The 15,087-nt window shown below is 64.7% G+C and carries 12 protein-coding genes and 1 pseudogene; 1 reads left to right on the top strand and 12 read right to left on the bottom strand.

Annotated elements, in window-relative coordinates:
• Position 1 precedes the first annotated feature (1 nt).
• The 12 genes and pseudogenes from metK to HNR05_RS04420 all read right to left on the bottom strand — a co-directional run bounded on the left by metK (position 2) and on the right by HNR05_RS04420 (position 14,196).
• Positions 2–1,195 carry a methionine adenosyltransferase gene (gene metK, locus HNR05_RS04475; RefSeq protein ID WP_179577928.1) on the bottom strand — a complete coding sequence of 398 codons (1,194 nt, stop codon included), beginning with the start codon at positions 1,193–1,195 and terminating at the stop codon, positions 2–4.
• An 84-nt stretch (positions 1,196–1,279) separates the two neighbouring features.
• Positions 1,280–2,497, bottom strand: a complete 1,218-nt coding sequence (gene coaBC, locus HNR05_RS04470; protein WP_179577927.1) for a bifunctional phosphopantothenoylcysteine decarboxylase/phosphopantothenate--cysteine ligase CoaBC — start codon at positions 2,495–2,497, stop codon at positions 1,280–1,282.
• A gap of 36 nt (positions 2,498–2,533) precedes the next feature.
• Complete coding sequence (gene rpoZ / locus HNR05_RS04465; protein WP_179577926.1) at positions 2,534–2,791, bottom strand: DNA-directed RNA polymerase subunit omega; 258 nt, start codon at positions 2,789–2,791, stop codon at positions 2,534–2,536.
• An 88-nt stretch (positions 2,792–2,879) separates the two neighbouring features.
• Positions 2,880–3,799, bottom strand: a pseudogene (gmk, locus tag HNR05_RS04460) (guanylate kinase).
• On the bottom strand, positions 3,792–4,694 hold the full coding sequence (pyrF, locus tag HNR05_RS04455; protein ID WP_343062459.1) for an orotidine-5'-phosphate decarboxylase: 903 nt from the start codon (positions 4,692–4,694) through the stop codon (positions 3,792–3,794). The pseudogene gmk and the gene pyrF overlap by 8 nt, the downstream one beginning before the upstream one ends.
• Positions 4,694–7,984, bottom strand: coding sequence for a carbamoyl-phosphate synthase large subunit (gene carB, locus HNR05_RS04450; protein ID WP_179577925.1), 3,291 nt, complete (start codon positions 7,982–7,984; stop codon positions 4,694–4,696). The genes pyrF and carB overlap by 1 nt, the downstream gene beginning before the upstream one ends.
• Positions 7,984–9,168: a glutamine-hydrolyzing carbamoyl-phosphate synthase small subunit gene (carA, locus tag HNR05_RS04445; RefSeq protein WP_425485073.1), complete on the bottom strand. Its 1,185-nt coding sequence runs from the start codon at positions 9,166–9,168 to the stop codon at positions 7,984–7,986. The genes carB and carA overlap by 1 nt, the downstream gene beginning before the upstream one ends.
• Before the next feature lies 1 nt (position 9,169).
• Positions 9,170–9,775 carry a PH-like domain-containing protein gene (locus tag HNR05_RS04440; protein WP_179577923.1) on the bottom strand — a complete coding sequence of 202 codons (606 nt, stop codon included), beginning with the start codon at positions 9,773–9,775 and terminating at the stop codon, positions 9,170–9,172.
• Positions 9,768–11,126: a dihydroorotase gene (locus HNR05_RS04435; protein ID WP_179577922.1), complete on the bottom strand. Its 1,359-nt coding sequence runs from the start codon at positions 11,124–11,126 to the stop codon at positions 9,768–9,770. Before HNR05_RS04435 ends, HNR05_RS04440 begins: the two co-directional genes overlap by 8 nt.
• Entirely contained in the window at positions 11,127–12,077 is a 951-nt protein-coding gene (locus tag HNR05_RS04430) for an aspartate carbamoyltransferase catalytic subunit (protein ID WP_179577921.1), read from the bottom strand. It abuts the gene before it with no gap.
• The gene (gene pyrR, locus HNR05_RS04425) at positions 12,074–12,631 is read right to left on the bottom strand and encodes a bifunctional pyr operon transcriptional regulator/uracil phosphoribosyltransferase PyrR (protein WP_281369787.1); all 558 of its coding nucleotides are present in this window, start codon (positions 12,629–12,631) and stop codon (positions 12,074–12,076) included. Before pyrR ends, HNR05_RS04430 begins: the two co-directional genes overlap by 4 nt.
• A gap of 89 nt (positions 12,632–12,720) precedes the next feature.
• Positions 12,721–14,196 carry an APC family permease gene (locus HNR05_RS04420; protein WP_179577919.1) on the bottom strand — a complete coding sequence of 492 codons (1,476 nt, stop codon included), beginning with the start codon at positions 14,194–14,196 and terminating at the stop codon, positions 12,721–12,723.
• Positions 14,197–14,368: 172 nt separating this feature from the next.
• Between HNR05_RS04420 and HNR05_RS04415 the strand changes: the two genes are divergently transcribed.
• Complete coding sequence (locus HNR05_RS04415) at positions 14,369–14,896, top strand: SixA phosphatase family protein (RefSeq protein WP_179577918.1); 528 nt, start codon at positions 14,369–14,371, stop codon at positions 14,894–14,896.
• Positions 14,897–15,087: the final 191 nt, after the last annotated feature.

The following is a 15,087-nucleotide window of genomic DNA, read 5'->3' as shown; positions in this document are numbered from 1 at the left end:
ACTAAAGCTTGGCCGCTACGCGCAGCTCGTCGACGCGGTCGAGACGCTCCCAGGTGAAGTCGGGAAGCTCGCGGCCGAAGTGACCATATGCCGCAGTCTGCGCGTAGATCGGGCGCAGCAGGTCGAGGTCGTTGATGATCGCACCCGGGCGCAGGTCGAAGACCTCGCGGATCGCAGCAGTGATGGCGGTGTCGCTCATCACGCCGGTGCCGAAGGTTTCGACGTAGAGCCCCACGGGAGACGCCTTGCCGATGGCGTACGCGACCTGAACCTCGAGGCGTTCGGCCAGACCGGCCGCTACTGCGTTCTTGGCGACCCAGCGCATGGCGTAGGCGGCCGAACGGTCGACCTTCGACGGGTCTTTACCGCTGAAGGCCCCGCCGCCGTGACGGCTGGACCCCCCGTAGGTGTCGATGATGATTTTGCGCCCGGTGAGCCCGGCGTCACCCTGCGGACCGCCGATTTCGAATCGACCTGTCGGGTTGATCAAGGTTTGGGCCGACGACGAGTCGAGGTCGATCAGATCGAGAACCGGTCGAATCACGAGTTCTTCGACCTCGGCGCGCAGCTGTGCGGTCGTGACCGAGGGCGAGTGCTGGCTCGAGACGACCACGGTTTCGACCGTGCGTGGCCTGATTCCGTCGTAACCGATTGTGACCTGGGTTTTACCGTCGGGGCGCAGGTAGGAGAGGTCGCCGGACTTGCGCACCAGGGCGAGACGCTCGGCCATACGGTGTGCGATCCAAATGGGAATGGGCATGAGTTCGGGAGTCTCGCGAGTGGCATAGCCGAACATGATGCCCTGGTCGCCGGCACCCTGCTGGTCGTAACGCTCAGTACTTGACTCTTCGCGCGACTCGAACGCGGCATCGACACCCTGCGCGATGTCGGGCGACTGCCCGCCAATCGAGATGGAGACGCCGCAGGAGCGACCGTCGAACCAGACGTCGGAAGAGTTATAGCCGATATCGGTGATGCATTTGCGTACGATCGAGGGAATCTCGACGTAGGCTTCGGTCGTCACCTCGCCGGCAACGTGCACGAGCCCAGTCGTCACGAGAGTCTCGACGGCGACCCGACTGTGCGGGTCTTCGGTGAGAAGCGCATCGAGGATGCTGTCGGAAATCTGGTCACAGATCTTGTCTGGGTGACCCTCCGTGACGGATTCCGAAGTGAAAAGGCGTAGGTCGCTCATCTGGCCCGACTCTGTAGATATCTACAAGCTAGAAAACTGAAAGGTAAGGAACTGGAGGCCGTTCGTTTCGCGCCGAGGCGCGGATCAGACGACCACGTCAAGAATACGATTGGCCACCGACAATTTCGCTCCGGAGGCCTCATTCACTATAGCTCCGTGGGCATCGAGCACGATGACGGTGTTGTCATCTGACGCAAAGCCCTCGTTCCAGCCCACCCGGTTGATTACCAGGAAGTCGCAGCCCTTACGGCTGACCTTCGCGCGCCCGAGCGCCAGCAGCGCGTCGGTGTCGGCCTCGGTCTCAGCGGCAAAGCCGATCACGATCTGACCCGGTCGGCGGGCGGCAGCTAGAGCGGCCAAGATATCGGGGTTCTTCACGAGCTCGAGAGTGAGCCTGTCGCCGGTGTGCTCTTTTTTGATCTTGCCCTCCGCCACGGTGACCGGGCGGTAGTCGGCCACGGCGGCCGCCATGATCAGCACGTCGGTGTCTCCTGCAGCGGCCTGCATCGCGGCGTTGAGCTCACGCGCACTCGACACCCGGATGACCTCGACCCCCGCGGGCGGGTCGACCTCGAGATTCGCGGCGACCAGCGTGACTCTGGCGCCGCGGCTCGCCGCGGCCTCAGCCAGGGCGACTCCCTGCTTGCCGCTGGACCGGTTGCCGAGAAAACGCACCGGGTCAAGCGCCTCGCGGGTGCCGCCGGCGCTGATCAGCACACGCCTGCCCGAGAGATCGCCAGCCGCGGAATCCGATTCTGACTGAGATGCGGCCAGCACGGCGAGGGCCCCCTCGACGATGACCTCGGGCTCTTCCATGCGCCCGGCGCCGATATCGGTGCCGGTCAGGGCACCGTATCCGGGGCCGATGATGGTGATGCCTCGGCTGCGCAGGGTGGCCACGTTGGCCACAGTGGCCGGGTTGTTCCACATTTCGGTGTGCATCGCCGGGGCGATTACCAGCGGAGCGGTGCTGGCCAAAATGGTGTTGCCGAGCAGATCGTCGGCCAGGCCCGCGGCCAGCTTTGCGATGCTGTTGGCCGTGGCCGGAGCCACGACGATCAGGTCGGCACTCTGCCCAATGGCGACATGGCGCACCTCGGCGACGCCCTCATAGAGGCTCGTATGTACCGGGTTGCGGGAGATCGCCTCGAGCGTCGGGGCACCGACGAAACGCAGGGCCGCGTCGGTTGCGACGACATGAACGTCGTATCCGCGCAGCACGAAGGCGCGCACAACGTTGACAGCCTTATAGGCCGCGATGCCGCCGGTGATACCGACGACGATCGTGGGGACTGTCGACATTCTGCGCGCCTCGGTGTTAACCCTGATCGAGATGAATTATTCGACGATAGGCGTCGAGATCAGCTTGTCCTCGTTGATCTCACGCAGGGCAACCGAGAGCGGCTTGTCTTCGACGGTGGAGTCGACGAGCGGTCCGACGTTGTCGAACAGGCTGCCTTCGTGCAGGTCAGCGTAGTAGTCGTTGATCTGGCGGGCGCGCTTGGACGCGAAGATCACCAGGGCGTACTTGGAGTCAACCTTCGAGAGCAGGTCGTCGATGGGCGGGTCGATGATGCCAGCGGGCTTGGTGGCCATTGGTGTCACTCCTTCAGAGCATTGCGCAGAATGCGCAGTCAGTGGTTCACAGACGTCGAATGCGACGTCATAGTCAAGGCCTGTGTGCTTATGGGCGCGCAGAATCCTTGCGAATCTGCATCAAGTCTACGACCTCTCGCGCCGCCTCGCTCACTGTGTGGTTCACAACACGGTAATCAAACTCGTCTTGAGCCGCCAATTCGAGCTTGGCCGTCTCGAGTCGCCGGGCCTGTTCCTCAGCATTTTCGGTGCCCCGACCGGTCAGACGGCGCACGAGTTCGTCCCAGCTGGGAGGAAGCAGAAAGATCAGTTTCGCCTCGGGCATCGCCTCACGGACCGAGCGCGCACCCTGCAAATCGATCTCGAGCAGCACGCTGTGGCCGGCCGCGATTGCCGCGTCGACGGGGCCGCGCGGTGTGCCGTAACGATTGGCGTTGTGCACAATCGCCCACTCCAGCAGTTCGCCCTCGGCGACCAGGCGGTCAAACTCAGCGTCGTCGACGAAAAAGTAGCTGACGCCTTCGGTCTCGCCGGGGCGGGGAGCGCGCGTTGTCGCGGACACCGACAGATGGACATCAGGGAAGTTCTCACGGATGTACCCGGCGACGCTCCCCTTGCCCACTGCGGTGGGTCCGGCCAGAACGAGCAGGCCCGGCGTCACGAAAACCTGCGCGACGCCGGCAGACCGGCCAGGAAGTCATGCAGGCGCTGACGCTGGTGAGTGCCGAGGCCACCGAGACGCTTCGACGGTGAAATGCCGAGCTTCTCGATGATGCGCTGCATCTTGGTGACGCCGATTGCCGGAACGCTCGTGAGCAGCTCGGTCACGCGCAGGCGACCTTCGACGCCGTTCGGGTCTGCGGTGGCGGTGGCCAGTACGTCGAGCGGCGAACGCTCACGTGCGGCGACCTGCGCCTTGACTGCGGCTCGGGCCCGTCGAGCAGCGACGGCCGCTCGGGATGCCGCAACACGGTCAACGTCGGGAGGGGTGGACTTGGTCTCAGCCACGGGCAGTGCCTGCTTCCGCTACTCGGTGCCGGATCATCTCGGATATCCGGTCGGGTCCGGAAGAGAGGATACTGCGTGATTCACTCAGGATAACGCCCGAAGCGTACCCCCCGAACAGGGCAACCAGTTGAGAGGGGGTTGCGCCCTGATGTCCAAAGCCTGGAGCGAGAACCGGCGTCAACGCCTCCGTCGGCGTGTCGGACACGTCGATCCCGAAACTAGCCAGGTCGAGGGTCGCGCCCAGCACCACCCCAATCGACCCGAGAGCCGACGTCGACTGGCGCACATTACGCTCGGCAACCTCGTCGAGGATGGCGCGCGCGACGCTGCTTCCCTGGTGCACGCCCTCCCCCACAACGGCGCGCTGGAGCGCGGCCCCCTCCGGGTTCGACGTAGCGCTGAGCAGGAACAGGCCCTTTCCGCCACGGTCGGCGACCTCGAGGGCGGCATCGAGCGAGCCCACCCCCATGTAGCTGTGCACCGTGAGCGCATCGACTTCGAGCGGCGCGCCGGGCGTGAGCCAGGCCTCCGCATAGGCTTCGACGCTGGTGCCCAGATCGCCGCGCTTGGCATCGCCGATCACGAGGAGGCCGGCCGCCCGGGCGTCGGCGAGCACGCGCTCAAGCGCAACATATCCGGCGGAACCAAATTTTTCGAAGAAGGCGACCTGCGGCTTCACGATGCCCGCCTGGCCCGCGGCCGCCGCGACGACCGTGCGGCCGAAGCTTTCGGCGCCCGCCGCCGAGTCCGGCAGATTCCAATCGTCAAGCAACCAGGAGTGTGGATCGATTCCGACACACAGCTGGCCGTGCCGGGCGAACGTCTGCTCGAGACGTTCGCCGAACGGCACGACCGGTGCGACCGGCCCAGACAACCCGTTCGTCTGGGCTGTCACTACTTCAGTGCTGCTTCCCGCGTGATCGCGTATTCCTGCAGGCTCGTCACATCAAAGCCGTCACGGATGGCGTCGATGGAGGCCACAGCCGCAGCCAGCTCGGCAATGGTCGTGAACAGGGGCAGGTCGCCGGCTACGGCAGCCGCACGAATCTCGTAGCCGTCGGCCCGGGCGGTGCGGCCGCCGGGCGTGTTGATGACGATGTCGACCTTCTCCTGGCGGATGAGGTCGACGATTGAGCCCTCACCCTCCACCTGCTTTTCGCTGAACTTGCGCACCAGCTGAGCGTCGATTCCATTGCGCTTCAGCACCATTGCGGTGCCCTCGGTCGCCATGATGTCGTAGCCGAGTTGAGCTAAACGCAGGATCGGCAGGATGATCGCGCGCTTGTCACGGTCAGAGACCGACACGAACACGGTGCCGGTCAGCGGCATTCCGCCATACGCGGCCATCTGGCTCTTCGCGAACGCCCGGGGGAAGTCACGGTCGATGCCCATGACCTCGCCGGTGGAGCGCATCTCCGGGCCGAGCACGGAGTCGACGACGTCACCGGCCGGGGTACGGAAGCGCTTGAACGGAAGCACGGCCTCCTTGACCGCCACCGGCGCATCCAGCGGAACACGGGAACCGTCGATCTCCGGCAGCATTCCGCTCTCTCTGAGCTCGGCGATGGTGGTTCCGACCATGATCAGCGAGGCGGCCTTCGCCAGAGTGATGCCGAGGGCCTTGGCCACGAAGGGCACGGTGCGCGACGCACGCGGGTTCGCTTCGAGCACGTAGAGTACGCCGGCGCCGATCGCGAACTGAACGTTCAGCAGGCCCCGCACGCCGATGCCCTGCGCGATGGCGAGCGTGGCGTCACGCACGCGGTCGATCTCGGCTCTGCCGAGGGTGACCGGCGGCAGCGTGCAGCTGGAGTCGCCGGAGTGGATGCCGGCCTCTTCGATGTGCTCCATCACGCCGCCGATGTAGAGCTCGTGGCCGTCATAGATAGCGTCGACGTCGATCTCGATGGCGTCGTCGAGGAACCGGTCGACCAGCAGCGGGTGCGAGGGGCCGATGATGCCCTGGCCGGACATGCGGGTGAAGTAGTCCGCCAGCGACGGGCTGTCGTAGACGATCTCCATGCCGCGGCCACCCAGCACGTAGCTCGGGCGAACCAGAACCGGGTAGCCGATCTCCTCGGCCACGACGACCGCGCCGGCATAGTCGGTGGCGGTGCCGTTGCGTGGGGCGAGCAGGCCGGCCTCGTCGAGAATGCGCGAGAACTCCCCGCGCTCTTCGGCCAGGTCGATGGCTTCGGGCGTGGTGCCGAGAATCGTGATGCCCTCTGCCTTCAGCCCCTTGGCCAGTCCGAGAGCGGTCTGACCGCCGAGCTGCACGACGACGCCGACGAGCTCGCCGCTCTGGCTTTCGGCGTGGATGATCTCGAGCACATCTTCCAACGTGAGCGGCTCGAAGTAGAGTCGGTCGCTGGTGTCATAGTCGGTCGAAACCGTCTCGGGGTTGCAGTTGATCATGATGGTCTCGTAGCCGGCATCGGACAGCGCGAACGAGGCGTGAACACAGGAGTAGTCGAATTCGACGCCCTGACCGATGCGGTTCGGGCCGGAGCCGAGAATGACGACCTTCTTGCGGTCGCTCGGCGTGACCTCGGTCTCCTGGTCATAGCTCGAGTAGTGGTACGGCGTCTCGGCCGGGAACTCGCCCGCGCAGGTGTCCACGGTCTTGAAGACCGGGCGCACGCCAAGGATGTGGCGCACCTTGCGCACGTCTGCTTCGCCAAAGCCGCGCAATTCGCCGATCTGGGCATCGGAGAAGCCGTGGTCTTTGGCCAAACGCAGGATGTCGGTGTCGAGCGTGGCCGACGCGGCGACGGCATCCGCAACCTCGTTGATCAGCACGATCTGGTCGAGGAACCAGGGGTCGATCTTGGTGGCCTCGAACACCTGCTCGATGGTGGCGCCCTTGCGGAACGCCTGCTGCACCGTGACGATCCGGCCGTCGGTGGGAATCTCAGCGACGGTAAGCAGCTCGTCGAGGCTCCGGGTCTCTTCGCCCCAGTGGAACGACGAGCCGCGCTTCTCGAGGGAACGCAGGGACTTCTGCAGGGCCGAGGCGAAGTTGCGTCCGATGGCCATGGCCTCGCCGACCGACTTCATGGTCGTGGTGAGGCGAGCGTCGGCGGCCGGGAACTTCTCGAACGCGAAACGGGGAACCTTGACCACGACGTAGTCGAGGGTGGGCTCAAAGCTGGCCGGGGTGACCGAGGTGATGTCGTTCGGGATCTCGTCAAGACGGTAGCCGAGGGCGAGCTTCGCCGCGATCTTGGCAATCGGGAAACCCGTTGCCTTGCTGGCCAGGGCCGAGGAGCGGGAGACCCGCGGGTTCATCTCGATCACGATGATGCGACCGTCGGCCGGGTCGATCGCGAACTGGATGTTGCAGCCACCCGTGTCGACACCGACGGCACGGATGATGTCGATCGAGATGTCGCGCAGCTTCTGGTACTCAACGTCGGTGAGGGTGAGCGCCGGAGCGACGGTGATCGAGTCGCCGGTGTGCACGCCGACCGGGTCGACGTTTTCGATGGAGCAGACGACGACCGTGTTATCGGCCGTGTCGCGCATCATTTCAAGCTCGTACTCTTTCCAGCCAAGAATCGACTCTTCGAGCAGCACCTCACTGTTCGGGCTCTGGTGCAGTCCGTCGCCGACGATGCGGCGCAGTTCTTCCTCGGTGTACGCAAAGCCAGAACCGAGGCCGCCCATCGTGAACGAGGGCCGTACCACGAGCGGGTAACCGAGGTCTTCGGCGAACCCGACGGCCTCGTCGACCGTGTGCGCGATGTAGGAGCGGGCCACGCCGGCGCCGGCGGCGATGACGAGGTCTTTGAAGATCTGACGGTCTTCACCCTTGTTGATGGCCTCAAACGAGGCACCGATCAGTTCGACGTTGTACTTCTCGAGAATGCCGCGCTCGTGCAGCTGGATGGCCGCGTTCAGTGCGGTCTGGCCGCCGAGCGTCGGCAGGATGGCATCCGGGCGCTCCTTGATAATGATCGACTCGATCATCTCAGGGGTGATCGGCTCGATGTACGTGGCATCGGCGAAGTCCGGGTCGGTCATGATCGTGGCCGGGTTCGAGTTGACCAGGATGACGCGCACCCCCTCTTCGCGCAGCACGCGGCAGGCCTGAGTGCCCGAGTAGTCGAACTCGCAGGCCTGTCCGATGACGATCGGGCCGGAGCCGATCACGAGGACGCTGTTGATATCGTCGCGCTTGGGCATTACTTGGCGTCTCCTGCTCCGATAGTCGCCTGATGGGCAACTACCACGTCCTTGAATCGATCAAAAAGATGGTTGGCGTCGTGCGGCCCCGCGGCCGCCTCCGGGTGATACTGCACGCTGAACGCGGGAATGTCGAGGCAACGGATGCCCTCGACAACCTTGTCGTTGAGGCTGTAGTGACTCACCTCGACCTTGCCGAAGCCGGTACGCGAGTCGTGCGTGCCCTCGATGGGCATGTCGACCGCGAAACCGTGGTTCTGTGAGGTGATTTCGACTCGGCCGGTGGCCTTGTCGAGCACCGGCTGGTTGATGCCGCGGTGACCGAACGGCAGCTTGTAGGTACGGAAACCGAGCGCACGACCGAGAAGCTGGTTGCCGAAGCAGATACCGAAATAGGGCAGACCGGCCCGCAGGCATTCCTGCAGCAGTTCAACGTGCGCGTCGGATGCCGCCGGGTCACCCGGCCCGTTCGAGAAGAACAGCGCATCCGGCTTCAGCGAAAGCACATCGGAGGCCGTGACCGACTGCGGCAGAACGAGAACCTCAAAGCCGCGCTCGGCGAGGAAGTTCAAGGTGGACTTCTTCACGCCGAGGTCGAGCACGGCGACGGAGCCGATGCGCTCACCCTGCGCGGGAACCGAGAATGGGTCGACCGTCGAGACCTCGTCAGAGAGGTTGCGGCCGGCCATGTTTGCCCCGTTGCGCACGATCTCGAGCTGCTCCGACTCGGAGAACTCGAGAGCCTCGCCCGAAAAAATACCGGAGCGCATCGCACCGGCCGAGCGGATGTGACGGGTGATCGCACGGGTATCGATGCCGCTGATACCGACGACGTCATTCGACAGAAGATCCTCGTCGAGGCTGCGCTGGGCACGGAAGTTCGACACCACACGCGATGGCTCGCGCACCACGAAACCGGATACCCAGATGCGGCTGGACTCCATGTCGGTGTCGTTGACACCGGTGTTGCCGATGTGCGGCGCGGTCATGAGCACGATTTGGCCGGCGTACGACGGGTCGGTCAAGGTCTCCTGGTAGCCGGTCATTCCGGTGGCGAAAACGAGCTCACCGAGGGTCTGGCCGGTCTTGCCATAGGCATGCCCGACGAATCGCTTGCCGTCTTCCAGCACGAGCACGGCGGGCGCCCGGTTGGTGATGGAGTGGTTGTTGGGTGAGTAGCTCACGCTACGCCTCACTTTCGGTGGAGAGATCCGGGCTGCTGGCCCCGGGAGCGATGGAACGAAGAGCATCGACGATGCGGCCTCTGTCGGCCGGATCGGTGATGCGGAAGTAACTGTCAACGGATGCGCCACCGGTTGCAGGGCCGTTCGGCCCGGCTTCCGTCGCGGCAAGACGCCAGCCCACCAGGAGCAATCCCCCGGTTTCAACCGCGCGATCGATGGCCCAGGTGGCTTCGGTGACGAGTTCGATAGCCTCGGCCGGCACGTAGACGGGCTCTTCGCCAGTGGGCACGATCGTCAGTCCGGGCGCGATCGCACGATCCACCGCGGACACTCCCGGGCCGGTGACACGCAGCGTGGCGCGGGCGCGGAAGGCCAGGTTGCGAATGGCGAGACGCTCCAGCGGCTCACCACGCGGAGTCGTGGCGACATAGAGCACGGGCGCCTCGGCCCGAACGGATGTCGTGTCAGCGGTGCCCGAAAGCGGTGCCGGATATCCGGCGGTCAAGGCGGCGTCGCGCCTGCTCCGTCGCATCCAGCTGCGCCACATCAGCGCGAGAAGGCCGAGCAGAACGACAACGACGATGACGCCGGGAATGAGCTTATCCATGGTGGGCTCCCGCTTCGCGCATCCCCGCAGCGTGGGCGGCGACCTCGGCAGCGGGGCGGAGCACTCCGTCGAGCACCGTGGCGTAGCCGCGGTGAAACGTGGCACGAACCTGTCCGGGCAGGGTCATCTCAAGATACGGCGAGTTGACGCCCTTGCCCGCCAGATCGTCGGTACCGAAGATGCGGTTGACCGCCGGGTCGTAGAGCGTGAGTTCGGCGACCGCACCGGTCACGAGCGCCTGGCCCTGGCCCAGGATGCGTCCGATGCGTGCCGGCGTGCTGGAGAGCACTCGGGCGACATCCGCCCAGTCGAGCAATCCGGTTGCCACCACCGAGGCGTGCACGACCGAGAGTGCTGATTCGAGACCGACCATTCCGTTGGCCGCCGCCTCCCATTCGCAGTCCTTCGCCTCGATCGGGTGTGGCGCGTGGTCGGTGGCGACGATGTCGATGGTGCCGTCGGCGAGGGCCGCACGCAGAGCCTCAGTGTCTTCCCGGCGACGCAGTGGCGGGTTCACCTTGAACCGCGCGTCATAGCCGGTGAGCAGGTCTTCGGTGAGCAGCAGGTGGTGCGGCGTAACCTCGGCCGTGACCCGGATGCCGCGGGCCTTGGCCCAGCGGATCACGTCGACAGAACCGGCGGTCGAGACATGGCACACGTGCAGGCGGGAGCCGACGTGCTCGGCGAGCAGGACATCGCGGGCGATGATCGATTCTTCGGCCACTGCCGGCCAGCCGACGAGGCCGAGTTCGGCCGAGATGGAGCCCTCGTTCATCTGGGCGCCCTCGGTGAGGCGTGGCTCCTGGGCGTGCTGGGCGATCACGCCGTCGAAAGCCTTGACGTATTCGAGTGCTCGCCGCATGAGCAGGGGGTCGGAGACGCAGAATCCGTCGTCAGAGAAGACACGCACCTGGGCGCGGCTGTTCGCCATCGCGCCGAGTTCGGCGAGGGCTGCGCCCTGCAGGCCGACTGTCACCGCGCCGATGGGCTGCACTCTCACGTAGCCGGCACGTTCGCCCAGGGCGAGAACCTGCTCGACGACGCCGGCGGTGTCTTGCACCGGCGACGTGTTCGCCATGGCGAAGACGCTGGTGAAGCCGCCGACCGCTGCAGCCTGGCTGCCGGTGAGAACCGTCTCACTCTGTTCATAACCGGGCTCACGCAGGTGGGTATGCAGGTCGACGAGGCCGGGCAGGGCAACGAGTCCGTCGGCATCAATCAGTGTGGCGCCACCGGCAGACAGCGCAGTGCCGGTTTCGAGGATGTGCCCGTCGGCAAGAAGGAGATCGGTGCGGTGGCCGTCGGGCAGTGTGGCTCCGCGAATCAGAAACCGTTCGTGCTCATTCGACATTTATGAATCCTCCCGATCGCCGGAGAGCAGCAGATAGAGTGCCGCCATCCGAACTGACACTCCATTGGTTACTTGCTCGAGCACGCTCGACTGAGCGGAATCCGCCGCTGCCGACGAAATTTCCAAGCCGCGGTTCATGGGGCCGGGGTGCATCACAATGCTATCCGCCCGCAGGCGCGCAAACCGCGCGTCATCGAGTCCCCAGTTACGCGAATATTCACGACTGTTGGGGAAGAATGCCGCATGCATGCGCTCCTGCTGGATGCGCAGCATCATGATCACGTCGGGGTCGGCGTCGACGGCAGCGTCGAGGTCGTAACCGATCGTGGCCGGCCAGGCCGACGGGTTGGCCGGCACAAGGGTCGGCGGCGCCACGAACGTGACGACGGCGCCGAGCGAGCTGAGCAGCCACATATTCGACCGGGCCACGCGGGAGTGCAAAATATCCCCAACGATCGTGACGGTCACACCATCGAGGTCTTTCCCCCGGGATGCCGCGCCGTGGAGGCGGCGGCGAATCGTGAACGCGTCGAGAAACGCCTGGGTCGGATGCTCATGCGTGCCGTCCCCGGCGTTGATGATGCCCGCGTCGATCCAGCCGCTCGCGGCCAGAACGTGGGGCGCCCCGGATGACGGATGACGGATGACGACGCCATCCGCTCCCATCGCGGCCAGGGTCTGCGCTGTGTCTTTCAGGCTTTCGCCCTTCGAGACACTGGATCCCTTGGCACTGAAGTTGATGACATCAGCAGAGAGGCGCTTCGCTGCGGCCTCGAACGAGATGCGGGTGCGCGTGGAGTCTTCGAAGAAGAGGTTGACGACGGTCTTGCCGCGAAGCGTCGGCAGTTTCTTGACTTCCCGCTGGCCGACATCCGCCATGTCTTCCGCGATGTCAAGCAAGTGGATCGCCGCCGCGCGGTCGATGCCCTGAGTGGAGAGGAGGTGTCTCATGCCTGCACTCCGCCGTCGTTCACAGATTCGATACTGACGAACTCGTCGCCGTCGGTCTCAACCAGGTGCACGTTGATGCGTTCATCGGTCGAGCTCGGCAGGTTCTTGCCCACGAAGTCGGCGCGGATGGGGAGTTCGCGGTGGCCCCGGTCGACGAGCACGGCCAGACGCACAGCGCGCGGCCGACCGTGGTCCCCGAGTGCGTCGAGGGCTGAGCGGATGGTGCGGCCGGAGAACAAGACGTCATCAACGAGTACGACGGTCTTGCCGTCGACGCTGCCAGGTACATAGGTTGGGGCCGGTGTGCGCGTGCGGGTGTGGGACAGGTCATCGCGGTACATCGTCACATCGAGCGTTCCGACGGCCACGGGGGCCGCTGTCGGCTCGATCTGGGCGATCGTGTCGGCGATCCGACGGGCCAGAGCAACGCCTCGAGTCGGAATGCCGAGGATCACGAGGTTCTCTGAGCCACGATTGGACTCCAGGATCTCGTGCGAGATCCGAGTCAACGCTCGAATAATGTCAGCCTGCTGCAGCACGGTACGCGCCATCAACCGACTCCCTTCCCCGTCTCACAGGACGGCTCTTAAAGGTTGTCAATACGTTTTCAAGCCTAGCAGGAACAATCAGGCGCTTTGGCTGCCTAGCGTGGAGCGTCGAGGTCAATGTTCTCCGGCGAGACCGCATCGAGTTCGTCGGGAAGTTCCAACGGACGCCGCTGGAAGTATGCCGCGCCTTTCTTCCAGAACAGCACGAGCGGGATGATGCCGAGGGCGAGAGCTCCGATGCCGATGATCACCACGATTGTCTCGAGCGACGGAATCGACACGATGAAGATCCAGACCATGAAGAGCGCGCCCAGCGCCGGCCACAGTCCGATGAAGATGAAGTTCTTCACCGACGTGAAGATCACCTTGCGGTAGGCGACCACCACGGCGATGCCGGCCAGGGCGTAGTAGAAAGCGATCTGCAGGCCGATCGAGCTGATCGCATTGCTCAGGATGTCGCCCACAGTGCCGAGGAAGTTCGAGCCGATGAACAGCACAACTGAGACACCGGTCACGACCAGAGTCGCAAATGCGGGCGTGCGCCACTTCGGGTGGGCGTGACCGAACCGCTCCGGGATGGTGTGGTCACGGCCCATCGCGAACAGGGTGCGGGTGACTTGGATCAGCGTGGTCTCGAGAGTGGCAATGGTCGAGAGCATGACCGCGATGATCAGGATCTTGCCACCGATTCCCGGCCAGATCGCCTCGCCGAGCACGCCCAGAACGTTTCCGCTGTTCGCGTCGATGGTCTTGGTGGGCAGAATCACGAGAGTGGCGATCGTGAAAACTTCGAACAAGACGAACACGATGATCACACCGATGATGCCGCCCTTACCGGAGGCTTTACGCCCGTTCTTCGTTTCTTCGTTGAGGTTGGATGCCACGTCCCAGCCCCAGTAGTAGAAGGCCGCGATGAGCGCTGCCGCCACGAATGCGCCGGTACCGGTGAAGTGGCTGAAGCCGAGCCAGGACCAGGAGAAGTCGGGCCCGGCGTGACTCGAAACAATGGCGTGCACGATCGCGGCAATGGCGAATACCACCAGGATGGCCACTTCGATCGACGACATGATCCACTGGGCGCGGGCTGTGATTCGGACTCCCACGAGTACGCAGGTAGCCATGATCAGAAACCAAACCGCACCGATCCCGGTCACCAGGGGCACGTTGCCCATGTTCTCGGGACTGAACAGCGCCACGGTCATGACCCCGGCGGGAAGCGCACCGGCCACCATAAAGATGGTGGCCGAGACCACCAACGCCCAGCCCGAGAAGAAGCCCAGGATGGGGTGCAGGGCACGACCCACCCACGAGTAGGAGGCGCCGGCGTTGACATCGGCGCGGCCGAGGTAGGAAAACGCCCAGGCGATGCCGAGCATGGGAAGACCGCACCACAGCAGCGCGGCGGGGCTGGCGAGTCCGGCAACGGCAACCAATGTTGCCGTCGTTGCCGCAATCGAATAGGCGGGAGCGCTGCCGGCGACCGCCATCACAATCGACCCGGCGGCTGTGATTCCGTCGGCTTGCAGCTGATGTTCGGGCACCTGAGGCTTCACGACGTCGGTGTCGGCCATGGTCTTTCTCCTTCGTGCACCCCCGACAGAGTTGTGCACCCCCTACGCTTTTCAGGCAGAACATAGCACCGGTGCGGGGGGCTCGACAGCGCCTCCCGGCACCCTGCGGGTGAGAATCTCAACAGAAATGAGGAGGCTGCGGCGCACGGCCCGAGAGTTCTAGGCTGAGCGCATGACTGAGAAACCCTCGAAGCGCCTGGTGATCATGCGTCACGCGAAGTCGGATTGGCCTGACGGAGTCTCAGACCACGATCGACCGCTGCTGGAACGGGGCTATCAAGAAGCGGCATTGGCCGGCCTCTGGCTGCGCGACAATGACGTGCGACCCGACTACATTCTCTGTTCATCGGCGGTGCGCACCCAGCAGACCTGCGCGGGGGTGCGCGCCGCACTCGGTGCCGGCATCCCTGAGCCTGTCGTAAGCGAGGAACTGTATGCGGCTTTCCCGAAACGGATGCTGTCGGTCATCAACCACGTGCCCGACAGTATCCGCACCCTGCTCGTCATTGCCCATATGCCCGGCGTGCAGGAACTGATCCTTGCCCTGGCGTCGGCGCATTCACAGGCGCTCGCTTACCAACAGGCCACTGCGCGCTTTCCGACGAGCGCGCTGGCCGTCTTGACTGTTGACAAGCCGTGGGTCGAGCTCGACGGTCAGGACGCCCTGCTGCAGCGCTTCGTCGTTCCGCGGGCTGAGTAAGTAGAGGCTGGCGGTCCTGTCACCGGATCGTAAGGCTGTCCCGCAGACAACGGATGCCGTTGGTGTCACAGTGTTCAGAGGGTGGATGCAGAACTGGCAGGAGCACGAATGGCAGATCAGGGATTCGAGAGAGACGGTCCGATCGGCCCGCCCGGAGATGCCGGGCACCAGCCGGGTGGCACATGCGAGGC

Origin of the sequence: Leifsonia psychrotolerans, from assembly GCF_013410665.1 — a bacterium.
GTDB classification, from domain to species: domain Bacteria; phylum Actinomycetota; class Actinomycetes; order Actinomycetales; family Microbacteriaceae; genus Cryobacterium; species Cryobacterium psychrotolerans_A.
Note: the sequence above shows the minus strand (reverse complement) of the source record. Positions and strands in the feature narration are given on the sequence as shown.

Bases quoted from the DNA above. Each gene is read 5' to 3' on its own strand.
- metK (WP_179577928.1), bottom strand. From the start codon at position 1,195: ATGAGCGACCTACGCCTTTTCACTTCGGAATCCGTCACGGAGGGTCAC.
- coaBC (WP_179577927.1), bottom strand. From the start codon at position 2,497: ATGTCGACAGTCCCCACGATCGTCGTCGGTATCACCGGCGGCATCGCG.
- rpoZ (WP_179577926.1), bottom strand. From the start codon at position 2,791: ATGGCCACCAAGCCCGCTGGCATCATCGACCCGCCCATCGACGACCTG.
- carB (WP_179577925.1), bottom strand. From the start codon at position 7,984: ATGCCCAAGCGCGACGATATCAACAGCGTCCTCGTGATCGGCTCCGGC.
- HNR05_RS04440 (WP_179577923.1), bottom strand. From the start codon at position 9,775: ATGGATAAGCTCATTCCCGGCGTCATCGTCGTTGTCGTTCTGCTCGGC.
- HNR05_RS04435 (WP_179577922.1), bottom strand. From the start codon at position 11,126: ATGTCGAATGAGCACGAACGGTTTCTGATTCGCGGAGCCACACTGCCC.
- HNR05_RS04430 (WP_179577921.1), bottom strand. From the start codon at position 12,077: ATGAGACACCTCCTCTCCACTCAGGGCATCGACCGCGCGGCGGCGATC.
- HNR05_RS04420 (WP_179577919.1), bottom strand. From the start codon at position 14,196: ATGGCCGACACCGACGTCGTGAAGCCTCAGGTGCCCGAACATCAGCTG.
- HNR05_RS04415 (WP_179577918.1), top strand. From the start codon at position 14,369: ATGACTGAGAAACCCTCGAAGCGCCTGGTGATCATGCGTCACGCGAAG.